Genomic DNA, 25890 nt, shown 5'->3' with positions numbered 1-25890 from the left:
ATATCGCGCCAACCGCCCGCGGATCCACAAAGGACGCGAGCCGGTCACAGACCCGTGACTTCACAAGGGGCCGTTCTCCCCTTTTATGGCGATTCAGGTGATCGGGCGATGGTCAAGGGGTGGGCGCGGGCGTGCTCGGGGAGGCCGGCCGTGGTGGCGGCGCCTTCGGCTTCGTCGTCCCAGGCTTCGCCGTCTTCGGCTTCGTCGTCGCGGAACTCGTCGGCATGGGGCCGCCGTCCCCCGTGCCCTCCTCCCTCAGCAGCGCCGCCGCGGACACCCCCGCCCCCGCCACCGCGGCGACCAGCAGCGCCGCGATGAGCACGCGCCGCGTGGGCTGGCGCAGGAAGGGCTCCTCCGGCCGACCCGGACCGGGCAGGACCGCGGACGGCCCGGGCGACTGTCCTCCGGCGGAATCCTGCGGCGTTCGGCGCGGTACGTCCCCCACCGCCGCCGCGTACCCGGGCGACGAACCGAACCCCGCCGGCGGCACCGGCGGCGTACGGCCCGTGTCGCGGAAGGCCTGGAGCATCCGCTCGGCCCGGTCCGCGTCCAGCCGCCGGTCCGGATCGCGTTCCAGCAGGCCGCGTACGACGGGCAGGAGCGGCCCGGCCTGCGCGGGCGGCTGGATGTCGCCCACGACGACGGCGTGCAGGATGCCGCCCAGTGAGTCGCGGTGGAACGGCGACTCCCCGCTGAGGGCAGCGCACAGCAGCGCGCCCAGCGACCACAGGTCGGACTCGGGCCCGGTCCGCACGCCGGACATCCGCTCGGGCGCGGTGTACTCGGGCGAGCCGACGAAGGCCCCGTTCTCGGTGAGCGTGGGGGCGCCCGCGACCTGGGCGATGCCGAAGTCGGTGAGGACGACCCGGTCGGTTCCGGTTTCCAGCAGCACGTTGTCCGGCTTGAGGTCACGGTGCAGCACCCCGGCCGCGTGCGCGGCGCCCAGCGCGCCGAGCAGGGCGATGCCGATGCGGGCCGCTTCGGCGGCGTCGACCGGGCCCCGCTGGGCGAGCCGGTCGGCGAGCGAACCGCCCTCGATCAACTCCATGACGATGTAGGGGCGTTCGTCATGCTCGACGACGTCGTGGACGACGATGATGTGCGGGTGGCTCAGCTGGGCGACGGCCCGGGCCTCACGCAGCGTGCGGTCCCGCTGCCGGCGGGCCTGCGCCGCGGAGAGCGTCTCGTCGTAGGGGAGCTCCTTGACGGCCACGCTCCGGCCGAGCAGTTGGTCGGTCGCCCGCCAGACCACGCCCATGCCGCCGCGACCGAGTTTCTCCTGGAGCCGGTAACGGCCCGCGATGACACGCCTGCTGCGCCCCTCGGTCCCCATGCGGCCATCATGCCCCAACGGACGGAACCCCTCCGGGGCGGCGAGGCGCGGGTGGCCGAAACAGACATCCCGCTGTCAGGAGTGCCCCTGCTTCAGGAGGTCTTCTCCTGCCAGCCCTGGAGCAGCGAGGTGAACCGCTTGCGCGCCGTCGCCCAGTCCGCGGCCGGGGCCGACATGTAGAGCGCGTACTCGGTGCCGTCGCGGGCGACGTACGTCTCCTCGACGGCCCGGCGCGGGCCCGGGAACTTGATGTCCTTGGGCTGGGCGGTCCAGGTGTACTCCCACCGGGCGGCCCGCCGGTCACGGTAGACGTTGCGTTCCAGTGTGACCCGCTTGTAGTCGACCAGTCGCTGAAGCTGCTGCTCCAGGTCGAGCTGGTGCGCGTAGGGGTCGGCGAAGTCCGGTGACGTGTCGATGGCGATGCGGACGAAGTGCCTGCCGCCGTCCGGCGAGTAGTCGATCTGCTTGAGCTCGCCCTGCGGGCCGAAGGGCTTGCGCTTCCAGCCCTTGGGCAGGTAGAGGCTGAACCCCACGGGGTCGTCGTAGCGGATCCAGCTGGCCGGAACCGAACCGCCGGGCCGTTCCGTGGGAGTCGACTCATCGGGGCCGGCGCTCTGTGACGGCCGGCTCCCGTCCCACTGCTGGAGCACCACGGCCGTACCTCCGCCGATGATGGCCGCGAGCGCGACGACCAGGGCGAGGGTGCGCAGCCGGCGGCGCCTGCCCGAACGGGCCGGCTGCGGGCTGATCGCCGTCGGGCCGCCGACGGCCGGGCCGGCGGGGCCCACGGAACCGGTCGGGCCGGTCGGGCCGTAGGGCGCGGTACCGGCCGTGGACGTCCCGGTGGCCGGGTTGCCTGCCAGGGGCGGGAGCGGTGTCCCGGTGTGCGACCCCGAACCGGTGCTGAAGCCGGTGCCCCCGGTGCCCATGTGCCCGGTGCCGGCCTGCCCGGTACCCATGTGCCCGGTGCCGGCCCGGCCGGTGTCCACGTGTCCGGTGCCGGCCTGCCCGGTGCCGGAGGTACCCGTGGTGGCCGTCCCCGCGCCCGTGCCGCTGTGGGCGTCCCGGTACGGCGTCGTCCCTCCGTACGGCGACGGCCCCCCGTACTGCGTCGGCACATACGCCTGTGCCCCGTTCGGCCGCCGCCCCTCCGCCGCCTCGGCGAGCAGATGCTCGGCCTCGGACGCGTCGGGTCGGGTGCCCGGGTCCTTGCGCAGCAGGGCGGTGATGACCGGCGCGAGCGGGCCCGCGTGCCGGAACTCGGCGGCCTCCTCCTCGACCACGGCCTGCATGGTGGTCAGGGGTGTGGTGCGGCGGAACGGCGACCGGCCCTCCACCGCGGTGTAGAGCGTCGCGCCGAGCGCCCACAGGTCGGAGGACGGGCCCGGGTCGTGGCCGCGCACCCGCTCGGGCGCCAGGTAGTCGACCGAGCCGACGACCTCTCCGGTGCGCGTGATGGTCGTGTCGCCCTCGATCTGCGCGATGCCGAAGTCCGTGAGCAGCACGCGTCCGTCGCGGGCGAGGAGGACGTTGCCCGGCTTGATGTCGCGGTGCAGCACCCCGGCGGTGTGCGCGGCGCGCAGGGCCCGCAGCACCCAGAGGCCGATGCGGGCGGCCTCGCGCGGCTCGACGCGCCCCTCCTCCTTGACCGCGTCGGCCAGGGAGCGGCCCTCGACCAGCTCCATCACGATCCACGGGCGGCCGTCGTGCTCCAGTACGTCGTGCACGGTGACGACCGCGGAGTGGTTGATACGCGCTGCCGCCCTGGCCTCCGCCCGGGTGCGTGCCAGCAGGATCGCCTGCTCGCTCTCGGACACGTAGAGGGCGGCCGTCAGCTCCTTGATGGCGACCGACCGGTGCAGCACCTCGTCATGTGCGCGCCAGACCCGGCCCATGCCGCCACTGCCGATGGATTCGGCCAGCCGGTAGCGGCCCGCGACGAGCAGGCCCTGCATCTGATTCACGTTGCCCCGCAATGGTCTTGACAGGGTCAGCGTAAGGACCCGCCCTCACCCTGGGAACAAGCGGGGTACCACGGTGACCGCACTGTGACGGTTGTCGACTGCCGGGACGGGAGGCAACCAGAGGGTGAACCGCGGCGTACAGGCGGCGCGCCGGTCGCTCAGCCCGTCACCTTGTACGTGGCAGCCGCCTGCTCGTACAGCCGCGTCACCTCGTCCCGTTCGGACTCCGGGCCGCGCACCTGGACCACGTGGTAGCGCCCGTCGACCAGCATCGCGAGGTTGCGGACGTACAGTTCGCCCCCGTCGCCGCCGGTCCAGGTGAACTGGCCCTCGGCCATGGTCCGTCCGCCCACCTCGATCGTCTTCAGCCCGGTGGAGGTGGCCCAGCTGGAGTCGCGGTACGGCTGCAGCTCGCGCTCCCTCTCCCGCTGGTAGGCCATCGGGTCGTCGCCGTACTCCGACGCGCTGTCCCGTCCCGCGACGACGATGAGCTCGAAGTCGCCCTTGGAGTAGACGACCTGTCCGCTGCCGCTCCGCGGGGTGCGGTCCCAGCCCTGGGCGACGGCGACCTGGAAGCCCGCCGAGTCCTTGCGCAGGGCGAAGCCGTCGGCGACGTCCGGGCCGGTGGTCTGCGTCTCGGTGGTGTCGGCCGACGACTTGGGGCTCTTCTCCGGCTCGGGGGACGTCTGGTCGGGCCGGGGCTCGCTGCTGGCGTCCGGCTCGGGCGCCTGGCTGACCTCACCGGCGGCACCGGTACGGTCGGCGCCGTCCCCGCCGTCGGTCCCCGACTTGGGCATGAAGAGCATGGCGTAGGCGATCGCCGCGGCCATCGCGAGCAGGACCAGCACGAGCAGGGTGCGGCCGAGGCGATGCGGCGAACCGGATTCCTTACGGGCCCGTTTGTGCCGCCCGTGATGTGCGGGCAGCCCGGCCTTCCGCCTGCGCACGAGCTCGCCCCGGCGCCGTACGACGGGCAGCCGGCGGGCGTCCACGGGCGGCGCGGGGACGACGTGCACCCCGGCCTCCGGCTCGGGCGCCGAGCGCACCAGCGAGCGCAGCCAGCCGCGTACTTCCTCGAAGTCGAGGCGCTCGGTGGGGTCCTGCCGCAGCAGCGACTCCACGACCGGCCGCAGCGGCCCGCACTCCTCGGCGTACGCGGGCGGTTCCGCGCACACCATCTGCACCAGCTCGGCCGTCGACTCCTCCGGGTAGGGCGCGTGCCCCTGCACGGCCCTGAAGAGCAGCGCGCCGAGCGCCCACAGGTCGGTCGCGGGACCGATCGGCGCTGCCAACTGCCAGTTCTCGTGCACGGGGCCGGCCTGTTCCGGTGCCCAGCGTTCCGTGACGGGCCCGACCACGGCCATCCGCGCCTGCCGCGCCCGCTCGGCGGCCAGCGCCGTGGCCGGGCCGCGCCGGGGGGCGGGGGTGTCGGCGGCCAGGTCGTCCCAGCGGGTGGGCTCGCCGTGGGCGGCGGTGTCCGGAGCCGGAGGGAGCGCCGCCTGCTCCCGGCTCTGCGGCACCGGCGCTCCGCCGGTGGTGCCGCGGGGCGTGGCGCCGTGCCATGCCGTGGTCCGTGGATTTCCGCCCACGCCGTAAGGGTCCGCGATCCGTCCGGGCGGTACGGCCCCGGGGGCGCTGCCCTGCCCGGGGATGTACGGGGACTGCGCCGGCCCGTTGCCGTAGGGCGCCGTCCCGCCGTCCGGTGCGGGGCGGGCTCCGGGCAGGGCCGCACGCCCGCCCTGCTGCGCCTCCTGCACCCGTGCGGCAGCCCGGGCACCGGCCCGGTAGGCCGCGATCGCCCCGGCACGCGCCGCCCGGGGGTCTCCGCTCTCCTCCACCGGTCCGCGCGCCGGTACGACCGGGCCGCCACCCGTGGTCTCGCCCTCTGCCGAGGGCAGTCCCCTGGCCTCCCGGGCCTCTATGGCGGCGCGCCGCGCGGCCTCGGGATCACCCGCGCCACCGATGCCACCTGCAGGCCCCGGACCCCCCGGACCGCCCGCGCCGTTGACCGGCCCCGCGCCACCCTCGTGTCCCGGCCGCTGCCCTGACTCCTCGAAGGGCGGTTCCGGAACCGGGTCGTACCCGCACAGGGCCTCTTCCGCCGCGCCCACCGCCAGCCCGGTCAGCATCACCCGGCCGTCGTCGCAGACGAGCACCGTCCGCGCGGTGATGTTCCGGTGCACCCAGCCGTGCGCGTGCAGCACCCGAAGGGCCATCAGGACGTCGGAGGCCACCTCGGCCGCCCGGTAGGGCGTCAGCGGCTTCTCGGCGAGCAGCGCCGCCAGCGGGCGCGCGGCCACCAGCTCGCTGACGATCCACAGCGAACCGCCCTCGGCGAACACGTCGAAGACCTGGTCGAGCCGGGGGTGGTCGGGAATGGCCGCCGCGGCCTGCGCCGCCTCGACCGCGCGCCGCACCACCGGGTCCGTGGGCCGCCGGGTGCCCGCGCGGGCGCCGGAACGCCGCGCACCACCGTCACGCGCCGTGAAACCGTCGGGCAGCCCCTCCGCGTCGAGGACCTCGGCCTCGACCACCTCGGGCAACGGCACCTGACGGACCAGGACTTCCTGCCCGCTGTAGGTGTCGAAGGCCCGGGTCTCGGTGAGTTCGTACTCGTCGGACGGCGGCAGCGGCAGGCGGTAGCGGTCGGCGAGCACCCGGCCCGCGTAGTCGTCCACGTTGCCTCCCCCGGCAGCCCGTTCGGTCACATCCGTTCGCCCCGCGGTCCGTTTCGGCTGCGCACGGTCCGCAAACATTTACGATACGTGCCGCAGGCAACCCGCAATGCGGGGATGCCAGATCTCACTCCCCAAACCCGGGGCGCCTCATGCTCAGGACTTGGGTTCGAAGGTCTTCGTCAGCGTCCGCCAGGTCTCCTTGCGCGACGCGTCGTCCCAGCCGGCCGCCTTCGCCGTGTACATCAGCGCGTACCCCTGCCGGTCGTCGACCACGAAACCCCGGTCGATCGTCCGGTACTTGGTGCCGCCGTCCGTGTAGGTGAACTCCCAGTCGGCCGTGTTCCAGTCGCGGTAGTCCACCTTCTCTATGCGGATCTTCTTGTACTGCGCGCGCACCATGAAGCGTTCCTGGTTCTTCCAGTCCGCCACCGGGTCGCCCTTGGGCGTGGACGTCCAGGCGATGAGCAGCTTCTGCCCGTCGGGCCCGGTGAAGCGGTCGCCCGCCGCACCCGTGGACCGGTACTTCCACCCCTTCGGCAGACCGATCGAGTACCCCTGGTCGCCCTGGTGAGTCGACTCCGCTGCGGTGCCCTTCCCGCCGCCGGTGCCGCCCTCGCCCGAGGAACCGTTCGCCCCGCCGCTCGGCGTGCTGTTCGAGGCGGGCCCGGACGGGGTGGGCTGGGTCTCCCCGCCGTCCGTGCGCGTGCCGTCGGCGTCGTCGCCCTTGGTGTCACCGCTGCTCGACGCCGTCGCGACGGTCTTCCCGCCGCCCTCACCGGAGGCACCCTTCGCGTCCTTGCCGTCACCGCTGAACGCGATCGCGAGCACGGTGCCGATCACGGCGAGCACCACGACCAGCGCGATGATCATCAGGGTCCGCCGCGGCACCACGTCGGTGAGCGGCGCCCGGGGCACCGGCCGCGGCGGCAGGTCCGGCGGCGGCATGACGGGCCATCCCGAGCTCCGCCCCCCGGACGCCGTCTTCGTCTCCGGCCCACTCCGCTCACCGGCACCCACACCGGCACCGGCGGCCGCCGAGCCCGACTGCGCCCCGGACCCACCCGCGGCCCCGCCCCGGCCCGCACCGCCGTCCGGCTCCGCGGAGGCCGTGCCCGCCGCCGGGGAAGAACCCTTGGCGGCCCCGGACTTATCCCCTGACGTGGCACTGGCGGCCGATCCCGCGGCAGCCGTCCCCACGGCGGCCTTGCGCACGGAGCGCAGCGCCCCGCGCAACCGCTCCCCGGCCTCCTCGCCCCGCTTGCTCCCGGAGCCGGTCGAACCGCCCTTGCCCGAGGACCTGTCCGGCTGCGCCGGCAGCGGCACGACCTTCGTCGCGTCCAGCGGCTCCGGCTCGGCCGTCTCGGGCGCGCGCAGGACCGAGTTCAGCATCGCCCGGGCGCCCGCGTCGTCCAGCCGCTGCGCGGGGTCCTTCGTGAGCAGCCCGTGGATGACGTCCTTCAGCGGCCCCGCGTTCTTCGGCTCCTCCAGCGGCTCGGTCATCACGGCCGTGAGGGTCGCTATGGCCGACCCCTTGTCGTACGGCGGAGCGCCCTCCACCGCCGCGTACAGCAGCCCGCCGAGGGACCACAGGTCGGCCGCCGGGCCCGGCTTGTGCCCGCGCGCCCGCTCCGGGGAGATGTAGGAGGGCGCGCCGACGAGCATGCCGGTCGAGGTGATGGACGGGTCGCCCTCGACCTGGGCGATGCCGAAGTCGGTGAGCACGACCCGGCCGTCCTCGGCGATCAGCACGTTCGACGGCTTCACGTCACGGTGCAGGATGCCCTCGCGGTGGGCGGACCGCAGCACGTCGAGGACGGCGAGCCCGACCTCGGCGGCGCGCTTCGGTTCGAGGAGACCGTCCTCCCGGATGACCTCGGCGAGCGACTTGCCCTCGACGAGCTCCATCACGATCCAGGGCCGGTCGTCCTCCTGGACGACGTCGAAGACCGTCACGGCGCTGTTGTTGCGGATCCGCGCGATCGCCTTGGCCTCGCGCAGCGTCCGCGTGATCAGCCGCCGCTTCTCCTCCTCGTCGATGTTCGACGGGAACCGCAGCTCCTTGACGGCGACCGTCCGCCCGAGGGTCTCGTCCTGGGCCCGCCACACCGTGCCCATGCCTCCCCGACCGAGCACCTTGCCCAGCCGGTAACGCCCCGCGAGGAGACGCTCCCTGTTGTCCTGACGAGTGTCCTGACGAGATGTGCCCGCCCGCTCCGCCTCCGACATGCGTCCCCTCATACAACCCGCCCTGACAGAGCCTCCATTGTCTCTCACCCGACAAGTGCCCGGCGCCCAGGGGCCCCCTGGCGAGCACCCGCGGGCCCGCCCCCCGGCAACCCGGGTGCGGCCTGCCCCGCGCGGCCTTGCATGATGGGCCCTGATCAGGGAGGAGACCGTATGCCGCCGTTTAGGACATTGCTGGCACTGCCGGTGGCCGCCGCCCTGTTCGGTCTGATGCCGGCGGACTCCTCCGCCCTCTCGATGCCGCCCACCGACGCGGTGCTGCCACTGCTGGTGACCCAGGGCAGGGCCCCGGCCGCGGCCCTGCTGGCCCGGGAGGGCGCCACGACCCGCTATGCCGGCACCGGACCGGGCATCTCCCGGCAGGACCATTTCCGCGCCGGAAGCATCACGAAGACGTTCATCGCGACGGTCGTGCTGCAACTGGCCGCCGAGCATCGGCTGTCGCTGTCCGACACGGTGGAGCAGCACCTGCCGGGTCTGGTGCGAGGAGCAGGCAACGACGGCCGCGCGCTGACCCTGCGCTCCCTGCTCACCCACACCAGCGGACTGCACGACTTCACCACGGACACCGACGGAACCGCGCCCGTCACCCCCCGTCAGTCCCTGGACATCGCTCTCACCCACCCCCCGGGCGAACACGGCCGGTTCGCCTACTCGAACACCAACTACGTCCTGCTGGGTTTGGTCATCCAGCAGACCACCGGCCACTCGTACGCCACCGAAGCCGAGCGCCGCATCATCACCCCCCTGCGCCTGACGGGCACCTCCTTCCCCGGATCCCGCACCTCGCTGCCCACTCCGCACGGCCGTGCCTACGCCGCCGACGGAACCGACGTCACCGAACTCGACCCGCGGGTGGCCGGAGCCGCGGGCGAGTTGGTGTCCACACTGGCCGATCTGGACCGCTTCTACGGGGCCCTGCTCGGCGGCCGGCTGCTGCCCCCGCACTGGCTGCGCGAGATGCTCGACACCCGTGCCGCACACGGCGCGTACGGCATGGGGCTGTTTCCCGAGAAACTTCCGTGCGGCACGACGGTGTGGGGGCACAACGGGCACATATCCGGCAGCTACGTGCGCACCGCAGCCACCGTCGACGGCCGGCGTGTCCTCACCTTCCGCGTGAACACGGACGCGATCGCAGATCCCGGTCTCGAACCCGCCTTACTCACTGCCGAGTTCTGCCCCCGCACCTCGTAGAACGACCCGATTCCGAACGGAGATCCCATTTCCCGACACTCGTTCGGGTGATACGAGGGGCGCCGCCCCGTCCGGAGACGTGCGGTGTCTACAACGGCACGATGTCCGGCGCCCCCAGCCGCGCCGCGTCCGCCGTCAGGTCGTCGGGCTGCCGCTGCGACTCCCGCTCGGCCTCCACCCGCTTCTGGTAGTGCTCGACCTCGCGCTCGATCTGGTCCTTGTCCCAGCCCAGCACGGGCGCCATCAGCTCGGCGGCGTCGCGTGCGCTGCGGGCGCCCCGGTCGAAGGTCTCGATCGAGATGCGCGTCCGCCGCGTCAGCACGTCGTCCAGGTGCCGCGCCCCCTCGTGGGATGCCGCGTACACGATCTCGGCGCGCAGGTAGTCGTCGGCCGCCGCCAGGGGCTCGCCCAGCGACGAGTCCTCCGCGATGAGCGCGAGCAGCTCCTCGGTCATCGTCCCGTAGCGGTTCAGCAGGTGCTCGACCCGCACCACGTGGAGTCCGGTCCGGGCGGCGATCCGCGCCCGCGCGTTCCACAGCGCCCGGTAGCCCTCGGCGCCCAGCAGCGGCACGTCCTCGGTGACGCACTCGGCGACGCGCATGTCGAGCCCGTGCACCGCCGCGTCCACCGCGTCCTTGGCCATGACCCGGTACGTCGTGTACTTGCCGCCCGCCACGACGACCAGCCCGGGCACCGGATGCGCCACGGTGTGCTCGCGCGAGAGCTTGCTGGTGGCGTCCGACTCGCCGGCGAGCAGCGGCCGCAGGCCCGCGTACACGCCTTGGACGTCGTCCCTCGTGAGCGGCACCGAGAGCACCGAGTTCACGTGTTCCAGCAGGTAGTCGATGTCCGCGCTGGAGGCGGCGGGGTGGGCCTTGTCGAGGTCCCAGTCGGTGTCCGTGGTGCCGACGATCCAGTGCCGGCCCCAGGGGATGACGAACAGCACGGACTTCTCCGTGCGCAGGATCAGCCCGGTCGTGGAATGGATCCGGTCGCGCGGGACGACCAGGTGGATGCCCTTGGACGCCCGGACGTGGAACTGGCCGCGCTCCCCGACCATCGCCTGGGTGTCGTCCGTCCACACGCCGGTGGCGTTGACGACCTGCTTGGCGCGGATCTCGTACTCACCGCCCCCCTCGACGTCCTGCACCCGCGCGCCGACGACCCGCTCACCCTCGCGCAGGAACCCCGTCACACGGGCGCGGTTGGCCGCCTTCGCGCCGTACGCCACCGCCGTGCGCACCAGGTTCGTCACATACCGGGCGTCGTCCATCTGGGCGTCGTAGTACTGCAACGCCCCGACCAGGGCGTCCTTCTTCAAGCAGGGGGCCACGCGCAGGGCGTGAGAGCGCGTCAGGTGACGGTGCATCGGCAGGCCCCGGCCGTGCCCGCGCGCCATGGACATGGCGTCGTACATGGCGACGCCCGACCCGGCGTACAGCCGCTCCCACCCTTTGTGCTGCAACGGATAGAGGAACGGCACGGGCTTCACCAGGTGCGGGGCGAGCCGCTCCAGCAGCAGGCCGCGTTCCTTGAGGGCCTCGCGGACGAGGGCGAAGTCGAGCATCTCCAGATAGCGCAGGCCGCCGTGGATGAGCTTGCTGGACCGGCTCGAGGTGCCGGACGCCCAGTCACGGGCTTCGACCAGACCGGTGGACAAGCCCCGCGTCACGGCGTCGAGCGCGGTGCCCGCACCGACCACGCCTGCACCCACCACCAGCACGTCCAGCTCGCGCTCGGCCATAGATGCGAGTGACTCGGCGCGCTGCGCCGGTCCGAGTGTCGCTGTCCTCACCGCTGCCTCCCGCTCATCGGTCGCGCGGGCCGCACCCGTCGGGTGAGACCCCGTCCGTATCCCCTGCCCAGATTCTGACCGGGTTGCCCGACTTCAGCCACCACGGACCCTCAGCCTGTGGACAACGCTCACGGAACACTCACCGAAACTCGGCCGGGCAATCCCGCATATCGGTCATATTTACTCCTAGTCTGACATTGCGCTCGCCCGTTCTGTCCACAGGGCTTGCGCACCTGTCCCACTTCGGCTATCGGGAAGGACGGCCGCCATGCCCGCAGATCTCGCCGTCATCGGACTCGGCACGTACGGCCTGCCCCTGGCCCAGGCCGCCGTCGCCGCCGGCATCCCCACCATCGGCTACCGGACCGGACCCGAGGCGGGCTCGCTCAGCCCCGCCGAACTGCGCCGGATGCTCGCGGGGGGCTTCCGGCCGACCACCGACCCGGCCGAGCTCGGCCGGGTACGCACCGCGGTCATCTGCGCGCCGACCCCGCGGGGCGCGGACGGCGGGCTCGACCTGAGCCAGCTGGAGACGGCCGCCCGCACCCTGGCCGCCCATCTGCGCCCGCACACCACAGTGATCCTGGAGTCACCCGTGTACCCGGGGACGACTGAGGGATTCCTGCGTCCGCTCCTGGAGGAGGGCTCCGGTCTGCGCGCCGGGCGCGACTTCCACCTCGCGTACTCCCCCAGCCGCGTCGACCCGGGCAACCGCGACGTCACGCCCGCCACCACCCCCAAGGTCATCGGCGGCCTCACCCCGGCCTGCACCGAGTCGGCCGCCGCGTTCCACGCACGGCTGACCGACAAGGTGGTACGTGCGCGTGGACCCCGCGAAGCGGAGACCGTGCAGTTGCTGGAGACCAACTACCGGCACGTGAACATCGCCCTCGTCAACGAGATGGCCGTCCTCTGCAACGACCTGGGCGTCGACCTGTGGGACGTCATCCGCTGCGCGGAGACCAAGCCGTTCGGCTTCCAGGCCTTCCGCCCGGGCCCCGGCGTCGGCGGCCACTCCGTCCCCCAGGACATGACCGCCGGCGGCGGCCGCGGGCTGCGCATGGTGGAACTGGCCCAGGAGGTCAACAACCGCATGCCGGGCTACGTCGTCCAGCGCGCCGCCGCCCTCCTCAACGAACACGGCAAGTCGGCCCGGGGCGCCCGCGTGCTCCTCCTCGGCGTCACCTACAAGCCCGACCTCGCCGACCTCCAGGGCACTCCGGCCCGGGAGATCGCCCTGCGTCTGAGGGAACTGGGCGCGACGGTCAGCTACCACGACCCGTACGTCCCGTCCTGGAGCGTCTACGACCACCCGATCCCCCGCGCTGACTCCCTCTACGAGGCAGCAGCCGACGCGGACCTGACCATCCTCCTCCAGCAGCACCGCACGTATGACCTCCAGGGCCTGTCGGTGAAGGCCCAGCTGCTGCTGGACACGCGAGGGGCGGCGCCTACGGGGGCGGCGCATCGGTTGTGAAGGGGGGCGCGCGGGGTGCGTGAGCCCAGGCGACTGGTGGCATGAGGCACGCGGCGCGGGTACCTTACGGACACAGGTGGAGCCCACCGCAGTGGCCACTGCGGCAGGCTCCTGGATGGATCACGGAGTGTCCGCCCCTAGTTCTCGTGGGGGCGGCCGCTCACCATCCGAAAATCCGCAAGATCCACCTCCTCCGGCACTGCACCATCCGAAGACGGAGTCGGTCCCAGCGGGTGGGCTTGCGGTGACGTCCCATGGGCGCCCCCTTCCACCACGCCGCCCAGCGACCCGGTAGGCGGCACGTCGGAATTCGGGCCGGGCCCCGAGGGCGGGGTCCGGACCATGTCCTTGGAAGGGGGCACCCAGAAGAACCGGGGCGCCGATCAAGGACACTAGCGCCTCGAAACCGCCTTCCACGGGGCCGAAGGGCCCGAAGGCACCCGTGCGCCCCCCAACGGCAACACGCGCCCCGCCAGAGCCACTTGGGCACGCAAAAGGGCCCGGTCACTCCCCCGAGTGACCAGGCCCTTCTCCGTCGGAACGGACTACCGCGAGTGCTGTGAGTCCGCCACCGTCACCTCGACGCGCTGGAACTCCTTGAGCTCGCTGTAGCCCGTCATGGACATGGCGCGGCGCAGGGCGCCGAAGAGGTTCATCGAGCCGTCGGGGGTGTGGGACGGGCCCGTGAGGATCTCCTCCAGGGTGCCGACCGTACCGAGGGCGACCTTCTTGCCGCGCGGCAGCTCCTCGTTCACGGCCTCCATGCCCCAGTGGTGGCCACGGCCCGGCCCGTCCGTGGCACGGGCCAGCGGGGAGCCCATCATCACCGAGTCCGCGCCGCAGGCGATCGCCTTGGGCAGGTCGCCGGACCAGCCGACACCGCCGTCCGCGATCACGTGCACGTACCGGCCGCCCGACTCGTCCATGTAGTCGCGGCGCGCGGCGGCCACGTCGGCGACCGCCGTCGCCATGGGCACCTGGATACCGAGCACGTTGCGCGTGGTGTGCGCGGCGCCGCCGCCGAAGCCGACCAGCACACCCGCCGCGCCGGTGCGCATCAGGTGCAGGGCCGCCGTGTACGTGGCGCAGCCGCCGACGATCACCGGGACGTCCAGCTCGTAGATGAACTGCTTGAGGTTGAGCGGCTCGTGCGCGCCGGAGACGTGCTCGGCGGAGACCGTCGTACCGCGGATGACGAAGATGTCCACGCCCGCGTCCACGACGGCCTTGGAGAACTGGGCGGTGCGCTGCGGGGAGAGCGCGGCGGCGGTGACGACGCCGGAGTCGCGCACCTCCTTGAGGCGCTGCCCGATCAGCTCCTCCTTGATGGGAGCCGCATAGATCTCCTGCAGACGGCGGGTCGCGGTCTCCGCGTCCAGCCCGGTGATCTCGTCGAGCAACGGCTGCGGGTCCTCGTAGCGCGTCCACAGGCCTTCGAGGTTCAGCACGCCGAGGCCGCCGAGCTCGCCGATACGGATGGCGGTGGCCGGGGAGACGACCGAGTCCATGGGGGCGGCCAGGAAGGGCAGCTCGAAGCGGTAGGCGTCGATCTGCCAGGCGATCGAGACCTCCTTCGGGTCCCGCGTACGGCGGCTGGGGACGACGGCGATGTCGTCGAAGGCGTACGCCCGGCGGCCGCGCTTGCCGCGCCCGATCTCGATCTCAGTCACGTCTGTGGCCTTTCCCTGATGCGTTGCAGCGTCTTCCAGTATCGCCGACGGGCACGGCGAGGGCGGCCCCGGATGCTCCGGAGCCGCCCTGGGAGGCCGGCCGCTACTTGCTGCGGCTGTAGTTCGGTGCCTCGACCGTCATCTGGATGTCGTGCGGGTGGCTCTCCTTGAGGCCCGCGGAGGTGATCCGGACGAAGCGGCCCTTGGTCTCCATCTCGTCGATGGATGCGGCGCCCACGTAGCCCATGGTCTGGCGCAGACCGCCGACGAGCTGGTGCAGGACGTTGGCCAGCGGGCCGCGGTAGGGCACCTGGCCCTCGATGCCCTCGGGCACGAGCTTGTCGTCGGAGCCGACCTCGGCCTGGAAGTAACGGTCCTTGGAGTACGACTTGGCCTGGCCGCGGGACTGCATCGCGCCGAGCGAGCCCATGCCGCGGTACGACTTGAACTGCTTGCCGTTGATGAACTGCAGCTCGCCCGGGGACTCCTCACAGCCGGCGAGGAGACTGCCCAGCATCACGGTGTCGGCACCGGCGGCCAGGGCCTTGCCGATGTCGCCGGAGTACTGCAGGCCGCCGTCGCCGATCAGCGGGATACCGGCCGGGCGGGCCGCGAGGGACGCCTCGTAGATGGCCGTGACCTGCGGGACGCCGATACCGGCGACCACGCGGGTGGTGCAGATCGAGCCGGGGCCCACGCCCACCTTGATGCCGTCGACGCCGGCGTCGATCAGCGCCTGGGCGCCGTCACGCGTGGCGACGTTGCCGCCGATCACGTCGACGCCGACGCTCGACTTGATCTTCGCCATCCAGCTGAGGGCGTTGCTGTTGTGGCCGTGCGAGGTGTCGACGACCAGGAAGTCCACACCGGCACCGGCGAGCGCCTGGGCACGCTCCAGGGCCTCGGGGCTGGCTCCCACGGCCGCACCGACGAGCAGCCGGCCCTCGGAGTCCTTGGCCGCGTTGGGGTACTGCTCGGCCTTGACGAAGTCCTTGACCGTGATGAGGCCCTTGAGGACACCCGCGTCGTCGACCAGGGGAAGCTTCTCGATCTTGTGGCGGCGCAACAGCTCCATGGCGTCGGCGCCGGAGATGCCGACCTTGCCGGTGACCAGCGGCATCGGCGTCATGACCTCGCGCACCTGACGCGTGCGGTCGGTCTCGAAGGCCATGTCGCGGTTGGTGACGATGCCGAGCAGCTTCTTGTTGCCGTCGGTGACCGGGACGCCGCTGATGCGGAACTTGGCGCACAGGGCGTCGGCCTCGCCCAGCGTGGCGTCGGGGTGCACCGTGATCGGGTCGGTGACCATGCCGGACTCGGAGCGCTTCACCAGGTCGACCTGGTTGACCTGGTCCTCGATGGAGAGGTTGCGGTGCAGCACGCCGACGCCGCCCTGGCGGGCCATCGCGATCGCCATGCGGGACTCGGTCACCTTGTCCATCGCCGCGGAGAGCAGCGGGATGTTGACCCGGACGTTGCGGGAGATGCGGGACGAGGTGTCGACCGCGTTGGGGAGCACTTCGGATGCACCCGGCAGCAGCAGCACGTCGTCGTAGGTCAGCCCGAGTGTCGCGAATTTACCGGGCACTCCGTCGACGTTGGCAGTCATGACACCTTCCCCAAATGGCCTTGATCGGTGCGGATGTCCATGCTAACGGGAAGCGAGGCTGTCTCATTCCACGGTTCCGCCTGGCTCCGGGCTTCGTATGTTCGTACGGAAGCGGCGCACCGCCTGTTCAACTCAGGGGTTCTTCAAGCAGGGCTACTGCTCGGCCAGCGCCCGCAGCCGGCTCAGCGCCCTGTGCTGAGCCACCCGGACCGCCCCGGGTGACATTCCCAACATCTGGCCGGTCTCCTCGGCCGTCAGCCCCACCGCGATCCGCAGCAGGAGCAGCTCCCGCTGGTTCTCGGGGAGGTTGGCCAGGAGTTTCTTGGCCCATTCCGCGTCGCTGCTGAGCAGGGCGCGCTCCTCCGGGCCGAGGGAGTCGTCCGGGCGCTCGGGCATCTCGTCGGAGGGGACGGCCGTCGAGCCGGGGTGACGCATCGCCGCGCGCTGGAGGTCGGCGACCTTGTGCGCGGCGATGGCGAAGACGAACGCCTCGAACGGGCGGCCGGTGTCCCGGTAGCGGGGCAGTGCGAGGAGCACCGCCACGCAGACCTCCTGCGCGAGGTCCTCCACGAAGTGCCGCGCGTCGCCCGGGAGACGGGACAGACGGGTGCGGCAGTAGCGCAGGGCCAAGGGGTGGACATGGGCGAGCAGGTCGTGCGTCGCCTGCTCGTCCCCGTCGACGGCGCGGTGGACGAGCGCACCGATCGCGCCCTGGGCATGGGCCGCCTCGTCGTCGCGCATCGGTCCATGGTGCCTTGCGGCCGCCGGCTCCGCGGCACCGCTCCCGTTGTTGTGCACCGAAGCGTTATGAGCAGGTGCGCCGGCACTCATCCCCTGCGCCCTCCCCTTCCGCTCGACCGACTCGTCCCCGAGGAACTCCACACCCTCAAGGATGCGGCATCCGCGGCGAAACGAGCAGCGGGCCCTGGGCGGACCCCCGGTCCACCCACGCCCACCTGGCGTTCCGTGCCCTCACCACGACCTCTGGGACCTGCCGTTCGGATCATCCCGGGGACCTCGGCCCCAGCCCGCGCCCTCCCGGGCTGTCGGCCTCGCCGGGGCGGGAGCGGCCCCCTGCCGGCGTCGCCGTCGGCCGCCGGCTCCGGTCCGCGCGGGTACGGCTCACGCGGGGGCATCCGCGTGCCCCCGCTCTCCGGCTCTCGCCGGAGGCCGCGCGTCGAAGCCGACCCGATCCGAAGGACAGGCCCTAGCGCACCAGTCCCCACCGGAAGCCGAGCGCCACGGCGTGGGCCCGGTCCGAGGCGCCCAGCTTCTTGAACAGCCGCCGGGCGTGCGTCTTGACGGTGTCCTCGGAGAGGAACAGCTCGCGGCCGATCTCCGCGTTCGAGCGGCCGTGGCTCATACCTTCGAGGACCTGGATCTCACGCGCCGTGAGCGTGGGCGCCGCGCCCATCTCGGCCGAGCGCAGCCGGCGCGGGGCGAGCCGCCAGGTCGGGTCGGCCAGGGCCTGGGTCACCGTCGCGCGCAGTTCCGCGCGGGAGGCGTCCTTGTGCAGATAGCCGCGGGCACCGGCGGCGACCGCGAGGGCCACGCCGTCCAGGTCCTCGGCGACGGTGAGCATGATGATGCGCGCACCGGGGTCGGCGGACAGCAGCCGCCGGACCGTCTCGACGCCGCCCAGTCCGGGCATGCGTACGTCCATCAGAATCAGGTCCGAGCGGTCGGCCCCCCAGCGGCGGAGGACTTCCTCGCCGTTGGCCGCCGTCGTCACGCGCTCTACGCCGGGCACGGTCGCGACCGCACGACGGAGCGCCTCTCGGGCAAGCGGGGAGTCGTCGCAGACGAGGACGGATGTCATGACCGCCCTCCGCAGCTGATGCGCGTCACCTTGAGCCTCCAGGCTGGTACGAAATCGTCACCTGTGCGGTCGACCGCCTCGGACACCCGTCCGAGCGCTTGTTCCTTCAACCGCCTCGCACTCTCAACGACGGTCACTCGAAAGAGTTACGGGGGCGGCTGCCATCTTCGGCACTCTACGTGAGGGGGCGGACACGGTGCAGATATGCGCAGCAGACCCTCGAACTTTCATCACAACCTATGCCCCATTCAGACCCATTTCTTCCGCTTTGCCAGTGTCTGGAGCTAGATTCGCAATGAGTCATATTTTCATCTCCTTAGATCGTAGTTGTACGGTCGTAGACACCGGATCCGCCCAGAACGGCAACAAGGGGTCACGTAATGGCAGATTTCTCCCGCCTTCCCGGACCGAACGCGGACCTGTGGGACTGGCAGCTGCTGGCTGCCTGTCGCGGCGTGGACAGCTCGCTCTTCTTCCATCCGGAGGGTGAGCGCGGTGCGGCGAGGAGCGCTCGTGAGAACTCGGCCAAAGAGGTCTGCATGAGGTGCCCGGTACGCGCCGAGTGCGCCGCCCACGCCCTGGCGGTGCGTGAGCCGTACGGCGTGTGGGGCGGGCTGACCGAGGACGAGCGCGAAGAGCTGATGGGGCGGGCGCGCAACCGGCTGGTGTCGGCGTCGGCATCGGGCGGGCACACCGTCTCGAACAACTGAAGGAACGTTTCTGCAAACGGGCACGCGCACGCGTGCCGTTGGTTTTTGGGACGCGTGGGCCGCGCTAGCGGCGAGCGGCCCGGGCCAGTTGGTCGAGCGTCGCCGCCACGGCCGGGACCTGTGCGAGGTCGGGCAGGGTGAGCGCGACGATCTCCCGGCGCACCGCCGGTTCGAGGCGAACGGTGCGCACCCCCCGGGGCCGTACCGACTCGACGGCCAGCTGGGGCAGCACGGCCACGCCCAGACCGGCGCCGACGAGGCCGACGACGGCCGGGTAGTCATCGGTCGCGAAGTCGATGCGCGGGGTGAAGCCGGCCGCCGCGCACACCTCGACCAGCTGTCCGCGACAGCGCGGGCAGCCCGCGATCCACGGCTCCTCGGTGAGCTCGCCGATGGCGACGGACTCCGCGCCCGCGAGCCTGTGCCGCTCCGGCACGAGTGCGACGAGCCGGTCCGACAGCAGCGGCCGTACGACGAGGTCGTCCCACTCCTCCGCGCCCGCCGCCCCCTCGTAGCGGAAGGCGAGCGCCACGTCGCAGTCGCCCTCGCGCAGCAGGCCCACGGAGGCGGGCGGCTCGGCCTCCTCCAGGGAGACGCGGGTGCCCGGGTGCGCCGCGCGCAGCGCCGCGAGGGCCGTGGGGACGAGGGTGGAGCTGCCGCTGGGGAAGGAGACGAGCCGGACCCGGCCCGCGCGCAGCCCGGCGATGGCGGCGACCTCCTCCTCGGCGGCCGTGAGCCCGGCGAGGATGCCGGTGGCGTGCCGCACCAGGGCCTCGCCGGCCTGGGTCAGACGCATCTCCCGTCCGGTGCGGATCAGCAGCGGCGTGCCGACGGAGGTCTCCAGGGCCTTCATCTGCTGGCTCACGGCGGGCTGGGTGCAGCCCAGCTCGCGGCCCGCGGCGGAGAAGGAGCCGGTGGTCGCGACGGCGCGCAGGACGCGGAGATGACGAGCTTCGATCACCCTTCGAGGATAAGCGACCCTTTGATGGTGATGCGAATAATGCGTCGACGCTTTGGGGTGTGGTCGCTTACCGTGCGGAGCATGAAGCTTCTGTCTGTGAATCTGGGGCGCGCCGAGGCCGCGCCGTACGCGGACGGCCCCGGGGGCGTGACCGGGATCGACAAGCGGCCGGTCGACGGGCCGGTGCGGGTGTCGGCGCCCGGGCCCAAGGGCGTCGGCGGGAGCGGGCTGGCCGGTGACGCGGTGTGCAAGCTGGAGCACCACGGCGGCGACGACCAGGCGGTGTACGCCATGGCCCGCGAGGACCTGGACGAGTGGGAGCGCGAGCTGGGCCGGACGCTGGCCGACGGCGCGTTCGGCGAGAACCTCACGACCAGCGGACTGGACGTGTCCGGTGCGCTGATCGGCGAGCGCTGGCGGGTGGGGCCCGAGGTGGTGCTGGAGGTCACCTCCGGCCGGATCCCGTGCCGGACGTTCCAGGGCCACCTGGGCGAGAAGGGCTGGGTCAAGCGGTTCACGCAGCGGGGTGCGCCGGGGGCGTATCTGCGGGTGATCGTGCCCGGGGAGATCCGCGCGGGCGATGCCGTCGAGATCGTGCACCGGCCCCGCCACGACGTGACGGTGGCCCTGCAGTTCCGGGCGGTGACGACCGAGCGGACGCTGCTGCCGCGCCTGCTGGCCGCCGGCGAGGCCCTGCACCCTGAGCTGCTGCGGACGGCTCGGGAGTACGAGGAGAAGTACGGGGCCTGATCGCCGCTCACCACGCCTGTCTCCACGGACCCTTCACCACGGACGGCCCCACGGGGAAGCGGACGCACTCAGTCCAGGTCACTAACCTTCTGCCATGACAACGGCTCTGATTACGGGATCGACGGCAGGCATCGGGGCCGCGTTCGCGCGGCGACTGGCGGCGGACGGGCACAACCTGGTGCTGGTGGCCCGCGACACCAAGCGGCTTCGCGAGCAGGCGACCGAGCTGCACGACCGGCACGGCATCGAGGCGGAGGTGCTGACGGCCGACCTGGCCGAGGACAAGGGGATCGAGGCGGTGGCCGGGCGCCTCGGCGACCGCAAGAACCCCGTCGACCTGCTGATCAACAACGCCGGGTTCGGCAACAAGGGCCGCTACCTCGACGTCTCCATGGCCGACGAGCTGCGGATGCTCAAGGTGCACTGCGAGGCGGTGCTGCGGCTGACGTCGGCGGCGACCGAGGCCATGCGCGAGCGCGGCCGGGGCGGCGTGGTCAACGTCGCGTCGGTGGCCGCCTTCGTGCCCCGCGGTACCTACGGCGCCTCCAAGGCCTGGGTCGTGCAGTTCACGCAGGGTGCGGCACGCGACCTGGCCGGCAGCGGCGTACGGCTGATGGCGCTCTGCCCGGGTTTCGTGCGCACCGAGTTCCACGACCGGGCGGGGATGGGCACCGACAACATCCCGGGCTGGATGTGGCTGGACGCGGACAAGCTGGTGGCGGCGGCGCTGCACGATCTGGCGCGTGGCAGGACGCTGTCCATCCCGGACCCGCGCTACAAGGCGCTGATGGGGGCGGCGAAGCTGGTGCCGCGGGGGATGCTGGGGGCGGTGTCCTCCAGGACGGGCCGGAAGTACGGGCCGCAGTAGGCGCGCGTCGGCCGGCTCCTCTTCCTCCGCCGGCAGCCGGGAGGCACCCGGGCACTCCCCTTGGGACAATGAAGCTGTTCAGCCGGACCCAGGGGGGCCGGAGGCGAGGCCATGACCTTCGTACAGCTCATCGAATGCAGGACCAGCCGGCTCGACGAGATGAACCGGCTGATGGACCGGTGGGTCGAGCAGACCAAGGGGAAGCGGACCGCGTCGCACAGTGTGGTGGCGAAGGACCGGGCCGACTCCTCGCACATCGTGGAGATCGTGGAGTTCCCCTCGTACGAGGAGGCGATGCGCAACTCCGGGCTGCCGGAGACCGACCGGATCTTCCAGGACATGGTGGCGCTCTGCGAGGAGACGCCGACCTTCACGGACCTGGACGTGGTGCGGGACGAGCAGCTGTACGCGGCCACCGCGCGCAGGTTCTTCGAGCTCGCACCGGGCCAGGGGGACGCGCCGCCGTTCAACGACGTGTTCATCGAGGACTACCACGACCACGATCCCGCCAATGTGCAGGACGTCATCGGGCTCGACGCGCTCCGGCGCGAGGTGGAGGTGTGGCGGGGCGGGTTCGACTTCTCGTTCACCATCGAGGACCAGATGGCGCAGGGCGACCGGGTCTGCACCCGGTGGACCTTCCACGGGCGTCACACCGGCGACTTCCTCGGGATCGCGCCGACCGGCCAGGAGGTCACCATGACCGGGACGACCGTCCACCGCTGCACGCCGGACGGGAAGATCGCCGAGGGCTGGTGGCAGTACGACCGGCTGGGGCTGATGCAGCAGCTCGGAGTGCTCGACCCGCTGGAGCTGTGACCGGCAGGACCTACGGGAGAAGCCCCCGTCCCGCCTGGGCGGAACGGGGGCTTCTGCTACCAGGCCGGTGCCTCAGTGGGCGTGGCCGTGGCCGTGGCCCGCGGCGGCCGGCTCCTCCTCTTCCTTCTTCTCGACGACCAGGGTCTCGGTCGTGAGGAGGAGGGAGGCGATGGAGGCGGCGTTCTCCAGGGCGGAGCGGGTGACCTTGACCGGGTCGATGACGCCGGCCTTGACCAGGTCGCCGTACTCGCCGGTGGCGGCGTTGAAGCCCTGGCCCTTGTCGAGCTCGGCGACCTTGGAGGTGATGACGTAGCCCTCCAGGCCGGCGTTCTCGGCGATCCAGCGCAGCGGCTCGACGGCGGCCTTGCGGACGACCGCGACACCGGTGGCCTCGTCGCCGGTCTTGCCGAGGTTGCCCTCGAGGACCTTGACGGCGTGGACCAGCGCGGAGCCACCACCGGAGACGATGCCCTCCTCGACCGCGGCGCGGGTCGCGGAGATGGCATCCTCCAGACGGTGCTTGCGCTCCTTGAGCTCGACCTCGGTGGCGGCACCCACGCGGATGACGCACACGCCGCCGGCCAGCTTCGCGAGGCGCTCCTGGAGCTTCTCGCGGTCCCAGTCGGAGTCGGTGGACTCGATCTCGGCCTTGATCTGGGCGACGCGGCCCTGCACGTCGTCCTTGTTGCCGGCGCCGTCGACGACCGTGGTGTCGTCCTTCGTGACGGTGACGCGGCGGGCGGAGCCGAGCACGTCCAGGCCGACCTGGTCGAGCTTGAGGCCGACCTCCTCGGAGACGACCGTGGCGCCGGTGAGGACGGCCAGGTCCTGCAGCATCGCCTTGCGGCGGTCGCCGAAGCCGGGGGCCTTCACGGCGACGGCGTTGAACGTGCCGCGGATCTTGTTCACGACGAGGGTGGAGAGGGCCTCGCCCTCGACGTCCTCGGCGATGATCAGCAGCGGCTTGGAGGCGTTGGACTGGATGACCTTCTCCAGCAGCGGCAGGAGGTCCGCGATGGCGGAGATCTTGCCCTGCGTGATGAGGATGTACGGGTCGTCCAGGACGGCTTCCATGCGCTCCTGGTCCGTCACGAAGTACGGCGACAGGTAGCCCTTGTCGAAGGCCATGCCCTCGGTGAAGTCCAGCTCCAGACCGAAGGTGTTGGACTCCTCGACGGTGATGACACCGTCCTTGCCGACCTTGTCCATGGCCTCGGCGATGAGCTCGCCGACCTGGGTGTCCTGGGCGGACAGACCGGCGACGGCGGCGATGTCGGACTTCTCGTCGATCGGACGGGCGGTCGCGAGGAGCTCCTCGGAGACCGCGGCGACGGCGGCGTCGATGCCCTTCTTCAGGGCGGCCGGGGAGGCGCCGGCGGCGACGTTCTTGAGGCCCTCGCGCACGAGCGCCTGGGCGAGCACGGTCGCGGTGGTCGTACCGTCACCCGCGATGTCGTTGGTCTTGGTCGCCACCTCCTTGACCAGCTGGGCACCGAGGTTCTCGTACGGGTCCTCGACCTCGACCTCGCGGGCGATGGTCACACCGTCGTTGGTGATGGTGGGAGCGCCGAACTTCTTGTCGATGACGACGTTGCGGCCCTTGGGGCCGATCGTCACCTTGACCGTGTCGGCAAGCTTGTTGACGCCGCGCTCGAGGGCGCGACGGGCGTCCTCGTCGAACTTCAGAATCTTCGCCATGGGAGCGGTTCAGCCCTCTCGGAAAACGTGGGTGAAACGAACCGCGCCCCCGACGCCCGGCTTCATAAGGTCGCGGGGGCCAGGGGCGCAGTCCACTGCAATGCTGGTAATGCCGGGTGAATTACTTCTCGACGATCGCGAGCACGTCGCGGGCCGAGAGGACGAGGTACTCCTCGCCGTTGTACTTCACCTCGGTGCCGCCGTACTTGCTGTAGAGCACGACGTCGCCGACGGAGACGTCGAGCGGAAGACGGTTGCCGTCCTCGAAGCGGCCCGGGCCCACGGCCAGGACGACGCCCTCCTGGGGCTTCTCCTTGGCGGTGTCCGGGATGACCAGGCCAGAGGCGGTGGTCTGCTCGGCGTCGAGCGGCTGGACCACAATGCGGTCCTCGAGCGGCTTGATGGCAACCTTGGAGCTGGTGGTCGTCACGATCCGACCTCCCCCTTCGGAGATCTCACGGGGTTAACTGTCTGAGGTGGCGACCAGGTGGATCCGTCGTCGCGGGTGCCGGACCTGCCCGTCGCTGTGTTGGCACTCTCCTAGGGGGAGTGCCAGAGCCGAGACTATGACTGCGATTAGCACTCGGTCAAGCGGACTGCTAATTGCGGACGGCGCGTCGGCCGGGCACTCTCTCCGGCCGACCCGGCGGGCGGTCCTACAGGTGGTCCTCCAGGCGCCCCACCCGAAGCCCCTTCCGCTCGATCTCGCGCAGCAGCCGCACGGTCCGTTCCGTCAGGCTCGGAGACATCGTCTCGCCCGCCGGAACCGAGACGATGTCGCCCGGCCGCAGGCCCGGCTCACCCCGGGTGTACGTCAGTCCGCCCTCGGCGTTCAGGGACGCGCGCCACAGTACGACCGCCGTGATGCCGCAGTCGGCCGCCGCGCGCAGGGTCGTCCGGTCGTAGGTGCCGTAGGGCGGGCGGAAGAGGCGGGGGCTGATGCCGAAGCGGGAGCGGAGTTTGTGCTGCTGGCCGCAGATCTCGGCGCGCTGGCCGGCGTAGGGCAGGCCGCGCAGGGCGGGGTGGTCGAGGGTGTGGTTCTGGATGGACGCGCCGACCGCGCGCAGCCGGGCGAAGTGGCCGTAGCCGGGTCCCACGACGCTGTCCGTGAGGAACATGCTGACGGGGAGGCGCCGTTCACGGACGAGGCCGACGAAGCGGGGGTCGCGCTCGGCGCCGTCGTCGTAGGTGAGGAAGACGACGGGTTCGCGGGTGGGGACGTGGTCCACGACGGGCGGCAGCGGGTGGGTGGCGCCCTCCGCGCGTGCCGGGTCCTGCGCCCGGCCGTCGGCGGCGCCCGGCCGCTCCGCCGGGCCCCCGGCGCAGCCGGCCACGAGGACCGCGCACAGCACGGCGGCGGCCGGCCGCCTCACAGGTAGTCCTCCAGCCGCCCGACCGCGTACCCCTGGGCCGTCACCTTGTTCAGGAAGCGGCGGATCATGTCGGCCATCGTGCCCTTCCACTGTTCGGGGCCCCGGAAGTGCGTGAGGACGATGTCCCCCGGGCGCAGCTTGCGGTCCCCTTCGCGGTACTCCCAGTGGTCGGCGAAGACCTCCTGGTTCCACAGGGGCGCGTACGCGATGCCGCAGGTCTTGGCGGCGCGCAGGGTCGCCCGGTCGTAGCTGCCGTAGGGCGGGCGGAAGAGGGTGGGGCGCTTGCCGAACCGCCGCTCCAGGTAGCTCTGCATGCCGCAGATCTCGCGCTTCTGCGCCCGGTAGGACATGCCCCGCAGATTGGGGTGGTGGAGGGTGTGGTTGTTCAGGACCACGCCCTTGGACTGCATCTTCCGGAAGTAGCGGGTGTCGTCCTTGACCAGGTAGCCGCTGAGGAAGGCGGTGTACGGGACGTCCAGGTCGCTCATCATCCGCAGGAACGCCGGGTCCTTCTCGGCACCGTCGTCGATGGTGAGGAAGACGACCTTGTCCCGGGTGGGGACCCTGGTGAAGACGGGCGGCAGGTCCAGCTCCCGGTGGCCGTCCACCTCGAAGCCCTTGCGGGTCCTGATCCTCGGCTTCTGCGCGGGGGCGGGCGGGGCGGCGCGCGGGACCTTGCGCAGGCCCCAGCGGTGCGCGGCGGCGACCCGGGCGGCGTGCGCGGCGCGCAGCTTGGTGGCGTAGGAGTCGAGCGCGCGGGCCGGGGGCGCGTCGAGGGGCTGCTGGCCACCCGCCGGGGTGACCTGGTCGCTGCCGCCGTCCTGCGCGCAGCCGGAGGCGATGGCGGCGAGCACGAGCACGGCGAGGCCGGTCCGCACGCGTGCGGACCTCCGCCTTGATACCCCCCATGCCCGGCTTTTGTCAT

At 71.9% G+C, this 25890-nt stretch carries 20 protein-coding genes; 6 read left to right on the top strand and 14 right to left on the bottom strand.

Annotated elements, in window-relative coordinates; genetic code table 11:
* Window positions 1-112: 112 nt before the first annotated feature.
* From RFN52_RS24735 to RFN52_RS24720, 4 genes are all read right to left on the bottom strand, one after another.
* Window positions 113-1333 carry a serine/threonine-protein kinase gene (locus RFN52_RS24735; RefSeq protein ID WP_184849091.1) on the bottom strand — a complete coding sequence of 407 codons (1221 nt, stop codon included), beginning with the start codon at window positions 1331-1333 and terminating at the stop codon, window positions 113-115.
* A 92-nt stretch (window positions 1334-1425) separates the two neighbouring features.
* On the bottom strand, window positions 1426-3288 hold the full coding sequence (locus tag RFN52_RS24730; protein ID WP_184854020.1) for a serine/threonine-protein kinase: 1863 nt from the start codon (window positions 3286-3288) through the stop codon (window positions 1426-1428).
* 167 nt (window positions 3289-3455) lie between these two features.
* Complete coding sequence (locus RFN52_RS24725; protein WP_184849089.1) at window positions 3456-5975, bottom strand: serine/threonine kinase C-terminal domain-containing protein; 2520 nt, start codon at window positions 5973-5975, stop codon at window positions 3456-3458.
* Window positions 5976-6128: 153 nt separating this feature from the next.
* Window positions 6129-8201 carry a serine/threonine-protein kinase gene (locus tag RFN52_RS24720; RefSeq protein ID WP_184849087.1) on the bottom strand — a complete coding sequence of 691 codons (2073 nt, stop codon included), beginning with the start codon at window positions 8199-8201 and terminating at the stop codon, window positions 6129-6131.
* 171 nt (window positions 8202-8372) lie between these two features.
* Here RFN52_RS24720 and RFN52_RS24715 point away from each other — a divergent pair, with 171 nt between their 5' ends.
* Complete coding sequence (locus RFN52_RS24715; protein ID WP_184849085.1) at window positions 8373-9416, top strand: serine hydrolase domain-containing protein; 1044 nt, start codon at window positions 8373-8375, stop codon at window positions 9414-9416.
* Between the two features lie 88 nt (window positions 9417-9504).
* On the opposite strand, the gene RFN52_RS24710 is transcribed toward RFN52_RS24715, so the two are convergent.
* On the bottom strand, window positions 9505-11211 hold the full coding sequence (locus RFN52_RS24710; RefSeq protein ID WP_184849083.1) for a glycerol-3-phosphate dehydrogenase/oxidase: 1707 nt from the start codon (window positions 11209-11211) through the stop codon (window positions 9505-9507).
* A 268-nt stretch (window positions 11212-11479) separates the two neighbouring features.
* Between RFN52_RS24710 and RFN52_RS24705 the strand changes: the two genes are divergently transcribed.
* Window positions 11480-12688 carry a nucleotide sugar dehydrogenase gene (locus tag RFN52_RS24705; RefSeq protein WP_184849082.1) on the top strand — a complete coding sequence of 403 codons (1209 nt, stop codon included), beginning with the start codon at window positions 11480-11482 and terminating at the stop codon, window positions 12686-12688.
* A 545-nt stretch (window positions 12689-13233) separates the two neighbouring features.
* Here RFN52_RS24705 and RFN52_RS24700 read toward each other — a convergent pair.
* From RFN52_RS24700 to RFN52_RS24685, 4 genes are all read right to left on the bottom strand, one after another.
* Entirely contained in the window at window positions 13234-14358 is a 1125-nt protein-coding gene (locus RFN52_RS24700) for a GuaB3 family IMP dehydrogenase-related protein (protein WP_184849080.1), read from the bottom strand.
* 103 nt (window positions 14359-14461) lie between these two features.
* On the bottom strand, window positions 14462-15967 hold the full coding sequence (guaB, locus tag RFN52_RS24695) for an IMP dehydrogenase (protein ID WP_031110302.1): 1506 nt from the start codon (window positions 15965-15967) through the stop codon (window positions 14462-14464).
* A gap of 153 nt (window positions 15968-16120) precedes the next feature.
* Window positions 16121-16708: a sigma-70 family RNA polymerase sigma factor gene (locus RFN52_RS24690; RefSeq protein WP_033311556.1), complete on the bottom strand. Its 588-nt coding sequence runs from the start codon at window positions 16706-16708 to the stop codon at window positions 16121-16123.
* A 466-nt stretch (window positions 16709-17174) separates the two neighbouring features.
* Entirely contained in the window at window positions 17175-17786 is a 612-nt protein-coding gene (locus tag RFN52_RS24685; RefSeq protein ID WP_003948568.1) for a response regulator transcription factor, read from the bottom strand.
* A gap of 380 nt (window positions 17787-18166) precedes the next feature.
* Here RFN52_RS24685 and RFN52_RS24680 point away from each other — a divergent pair, with 380 nt between their 5' ends.
* Window positions 18167-18496, top strand: coding sequence for a WhiB family transcriptional regulator (locus RFN52_RS24680; protein ID WP_184849078.1), 330 nt, complete (start codon window positions 18167-18169; stop codon window positions 18494-18496).
* 64 nt (window positions 18497-18560) lie between these two features.
* Here the strand turns inward: RFN52_RS24680 and RFN52_RS24675 are convergent, their stop codons facing one another.
* The gene (locus RFN52_RS24675; protein WP_184849076.1) at window positions 18561-19457 is read right to left on the bottom strand and encodes a LysR family transcriptional regulator; all 897 of its coding nucleotides are present in this window, start codon (window positions 19455-19457) and stop codon (window positions 18561-18563) included.
* An 81-nt stretch (window positions 19458-19538) separates the two neighbouring features.
* Between RFN52_RS24675 and RFN52_RS24670 the strand changes: the two genes are divergently transcribed.
* The 3 genes from RFN52_RS24670 (at window position 19539) to RFN52_RS24660 (ending at window position 21894) form a co-directional block, all read left to right on the top strand.
* On the top strand, window positions 19539-20207 hold the full coding sequence (locus RFN52_RS24670) for an MOSC domain-containing protein (RefSeq protein ID WP_184849074.1): 669 nt from the start codon (window positions 19539-19541) through the stop codon (window positions 20205-20207).
* A 94-nt stretch (window positions 20208-20301) separates the two neighbouring features.
* Window positions 20302-21075, top strand: coding sequence for an SDR family NAD(P)-dependent oxidoreductase (locus tag RFN52_RS24665; RefSeq protein ID WP_184849072.1), 774 nt, complete (start codon window positions 20302-20304; stop codon window positions 21073-21075).
* A 111-nt stretch (window positions 21076-21186) separates the two neighbouring features.
* Window positions 21187-21894 carry an ester cyclase gene (locus RFN52_RS24660; RefSeq protein ID WP_184849070.1) on the top strand — a complete coding sequence of 236 codons (708 nt, stop codon included), beginning with the start codon at window positions 21187-21189 and terminating at the stop codon, window positions 21892-21894.
* Between the two features lie 72 nt (window positions 21895-21966).
* On the opposite strand, the gene groL is transcribed toward RFN52_RS24660, so the two are convergent.
* The 4 genes from groL to RFN52_RS24640 form a co-directional block, all read right to left on the bottom strand.
* Window positions 21967-23592 (bottom strand): chaperonin GroEL, encoded by a 1626-nt coding sequence (gene groL, locus RFN52_RS24655; RefSeq protein ID WP_097219340.1) that lies wholly within the window; start codon window positions 23590-23592, stop codon window positions 21967-21969.
* Window positions 23593-23713: 121 nt separating this feature from the next.
* Window positions 23714-24022: a co-chaperone GroES gene (groES, locus tag RFN52_RS24650; protein WP_003974211.1), complete on the bottom strand. Its 309-nt coding sequence runs from the start codon at window positions 24020-24022 to the stop codon at window positions 23714-23716.
* Between the two features lie 226 nt (window positions 24023-24248).
* Window positions 24249-24965 (bottom strand): polysaccharide deacetylase family protein, encoded by a 717-nt coding sequence (locus RFN52_RS24645; RefSeq protein WP_184849068.1) that lies wholly within the window; start codon window positions 24963-24965, stop codon window positions 24249-24251.
* A complete protein-coding gene (locus RFN52_RS24640; protein WP_311241046.1) occupies window positions 24962-25843 on the bottom strand; it encodes a polysaccharide deacetylase family protein in 882 nt (293 codons plus the stop codon). Before RFN52_RS24640 ends, RFN52_RS24645 begins: the two co-directional genes overlap by 4 nt.
* Window positions 25844-25890 lie beyond the last annotated feature (47 nt).

This window comes from Streptomyces collinus (assembly GCF_031348265.1).
Classification (GTDB): domain Bacteria; phylum Actinomycetota; class Actinomycetes; order Streptomycetales; family Streptomycetaceae; genus Streptomyces; species Streptomyces collinus.
This window is presented reverse-complemented; position numbering and strand designations above follow the sequence as displayed.

Excerpts from the sequence above, each read along its gene's own strand:
- RFN52_RS24735 (WP_184849091.1), bottom strand. The coding sequence starts at position 1,333 with ATGGGGACCGAGGGGCGCAGCAGGCGTGTCATCGCGGGCCGTTACCGG.
- RFN52_RS24730 (WP_184854020.1), bottom strand. The coding sequence starts at position 3,288 with ATGCAGGGCCTGCTCGTCGCGGGCCGCTACCGGCTGGCCGAATCCATC.
- RFN52_RS24720 (WP_184849087.1), bottom strand. The coding sequence starts at position 8,201 with ATGTCGGAGGCGGAGCGGGCGGGCACATCTCGTCAGGACACTCGTCAG.
- RFN52_RS24715 (WP_184849085.1), top strand. The coding sequence starts at position 8,373 with ATGCCGCCGTTTAGGACATTGCTGGCACTGCCGGTGGCCGCCGCCCTG.
- RFN52_RS24705 (WP_184849082.1), top strand. The coding sequence starts at position 11,480 with ATGCCCGCAGATCTCGCCGTCATCGGACTCGGCACGTACGGCCTGCCC.
- guaB (WP_031110302.1), bottom strand. The coding sequence starts at position 15,967 with ATGACTGCCAACGTCGACGGAGTGCCCGGTAAATTCGCGACACTCGGG.
- RFN52_RS24690 (WP_033311556.1), bottom strand. The coding sequence starts at position 16,708 with ATGCGCGACGACGAGGCGGCCCATGCCCAGGGCGCGATCGGTGCGCTC.
- RFN52_RS24685 (WP_003948568.1), bottom strand. The coding sequence starts at position 17,786 with ATGACATCCGTCCTCGTCTGCGACGACTCCCCGCTTGCCCGAGAGGCG.
- RFN52_RS24680 (WP_184849078.1), top strand. The coding sequence starts at position 18,167 with ATGGCAGATTTCTCCCGCCTTCCCGGACCGAACGCGGACCTGTGGGAC.
- RFN52_RS24670 (WP_184849074.1), top strand. The coding sequence starts at position 19,539 with ATGAAGCTTCTGTCTGTGAATCTGGGGCGCGCCGAGGCCGCGCCGTAC.
- RFN52_RS24665 (WP_184849072.1), top strand. The coding sequence starts at position 20,302 with ATGACAACGGCTCTGATTACGGGATCGACGGCAGGCATCGGGGCCGCG.
- RFN52_RS24660 (WP_184849070.1), top strand. The coding sequence starts at position 21,187 with ATGACCTTCGTACAGCTCATCGAATGCAGGACCAGCCGGCTCGACGAG.
- groL (WP_097219340.1), bottom strand. The coding sequence starts at position 23,592 with ATGGCGAAGATTCTGAAGTTCGACGAGGACGCCCGTCGCGCCCTCGAG.